Annotated in this window: 1 tRNA gene and 2 rRNA genes (1 of these 3 cut by a window edge); all 3 read right to left on the reverse strand. The window is 54.5% G+C overall.

Annotation, left to right across the window (positions count from 1 at the left end):
* Positions 1-59: 59 nt before the first annotated feature.
* A tRNA-Met gene (locus EN993_RS27485) sits at positions 60-136 on the reverse strand.
* A gap of 182 nt (positions 137-318) precedes the next feature.
* Positions 319-433, reverse strand: a 5S ribosomal RNA gene (gene rrf, locus EN993_RS27490).
* Between the two features lie 152 nt (positions 434-585).
* Positions 586-2500, reverse strand: a 23S ribosomal RNA gene (locus tag EN993_RS27495) (it continues 907 nt past the right edge of the window).

A 2500-nucleotide genomic window follows, 5' to 3' on the forward strand; every position in this document is an offset into this window, starting at 1 on the left:
CGAGAAGCAGTCCCCCAAACGCAAACGGCCCGCAGAGCGGGCCGTTTGACTATTGGATTTGGTTGCGGGGACAGGATTTGAACCTGTGACCTTCAGGTTATGAGCCTGACGAGCTACCGGGCTGCTCCACCCCGCGTCAACCCTAAGCAAGCGTTTGCTTGCGTTCCTAGGCAAGCACTTGCTTGCTTTCCTTTTCTGTAAGCCGAGGCCTACAAATAGGTAGATGGCTCACCAATTGAAAGGGCCGCTTACGCGGCCCGTGGTTTCCCGATTGGCGGGCCTGTTCGTAGAGAGAAGATTTCAACGTGCGTTTAGCAGACCTGGCAGCGACCTACTCTCCCGCGTCTTGAGACGAAGTACCATCAGCGCTGGAGCGTTTCACGGCCGAGTTCGGAATGGGATCGGGTGCAGCCGCTCCGCCATAACCACCAGGTCGGCAAAACGCACGTTGTTCGAGAAGCTGTTTCTAGCGATTGGCCGCAACATAGCATCAGGCGTAAGGCCTGGGGCTCTGTCGGAGCTTTTCGCTGATCTTTGTCGTGCCTGTCATCCTCCAATTTGGAGCGATGAGCATAAGGAATGAGAACGATCAAGCCGATCGAACTATTAGTACCGGTAAGCTTCAAGCGTTGCCGCTCTTCCACACCCGGCCTATCAACGTGGTCGTCTTCCACGGTTCTCAGGGAATACTCGTTTTAAGGTGGGTTTCCCGCTTAGATGCCTTCAGCGGTTATCCCGTCCGGATATAGCTACCCTGCTATGCGGCTGGCGCCACAACAGGTCCACCAGAGATCCGTCCATCCCGGTCCTCTCGTACTAGGGACAGATCCTTTCAATATTCCTACACCCACGGCAGATAGGGACCGAACTGTCTCACGACGTTCTGAACCCAACTCACGTACCGCTTTAAATGGCGAACAGCCATACCCTTGGGACCTGCTCCAGCCCCAGGATGCGATGAGTCGACATCGAGGTGCCAAACAACCCCGTCGATATGGACTCTTGGGGGTCATCAGCCTGTTATCCCCGGCGTACCTTTTATCCGTTGAGCGATGGCCCTTCCACGCGGGACCACCGGATCACTATGACCGACTTTCGTCTCTGCTCGACTTGTCAGTCTCGCAGTCAGGCAGGCTTATGCCATTGCACTCAGCGAACGATTTCCGACCGTTCTGAGCCCACCATCGCGCGCCTCCGTTACTCTTTAGGAGGCGACCGCCCCAGTCAAACTACCCACCATACATTGTCCCGGACCCGGATAACGGGCCGCGGTTAGACATCCATAGTAATAAGGGTGGTATTTCAAGGGTGGCTCCACCTGAGCTGGCGCCCAGGTTTCAAAGCCTACCACCTATCCTACACATGCCACTACGAATGCCAATGTAAAGCTATAGTAAAGGTGCACGGGGTCTTTCCGTCTAACCGCAGGAACCCCGCATCTTCACGGGGAATTCAATTTCACTGAGTCTATGCTGGAGACAGCGGGGAAGTCGTTACGCCATTCGTGCAGGTCGGAACTTACCCGACAAGGAATTTCGCTACCTTAGGACCGTTATAGTTACGGCCGCCGTTTACTGGGGCTTCGATTCAGAGCTTGCACCCCTCCTCTTAACCTTCCAGCACCGGGCAGGCGTCAGACCCTATACGTCGTCTTGCGACTTCGCAGAGCCCTGTGTTTTTGATAAACAGTCGCTACCCCCTGGTCTGTGCCACCCTCCTCTACTTGCGTAGAAAAGGGTCACGCTTCTTCCGAAGTTACGCGTGCAATTTGCCGAGTTCCTTCAGCATAGTTCTCTCAAGCGCCTTGGTATACTCTACCAGACCACCAGTGTCGGTTTCGGGTACGGTTTATAAGGAGGAGCTATTTCCTGGAACCACGCAGCAGCCCGTTCAATCCGATAAGATTGGACTACCTCAATGATCCGTCACTACCTCCAAGCCCACGAATATTAACGTGGTTCCCATCGACTACGCGTTTCCGCCTCGTCTTAGGGGCCGGCTAACCCTGCTCAGATTAGCTTTAAGCAGGAACCCTTGGTCTTTCGGCGGGGGAGTCTCTCACTCCCCTTACGTTACTCATGTCAGCATTCGCACTTCTGATACCTCCACCACCCCTCACGGGTATGGCTTCATCAGCTTACAGAACGCTCCGCTACCGCTTGGCCCTTGCGGACCAAACCCTAAGCTTCGGTGTATGGCTTTAGCCCCGTTACATTTTCGGCGCAAAGACCCTTATTTAGACCAGTGAGCTGTTACGCTTTCTTTAAATGATGGCTGCTTCTAAGCCAACATCCTGGTTGTTTTGGGATCCTCACATCCTTTCCCACTTAGCCATAACTTGGGGACCTTAGCTGTAGGTCAGGGTTGTTTCCCTTTTCACGACGGACGTTAGCACCCGCCGTGTGTCTGCCGACTAGTACTCCCAGGTATTCGGAGTTTGGTTAGGTTTGGTAATCCGGTGAGGACCCCTAGCCCATCCAGTGCTCTACCCCCTGGGGTA

Origin of the sequence: Mesorhizobium sp. M7D.F.Ca.US.004.01.2.1 (genome assembly GCF_003997785.1) — a bacterium.
Taxonomy (GTDB): domain Bacteria; phylum Pseudomonadota; class Alphaproteobacteria; order Rhizobiales; family Rhizobiaceae; genus Mesorhizobium; species Mesorhizobium loti.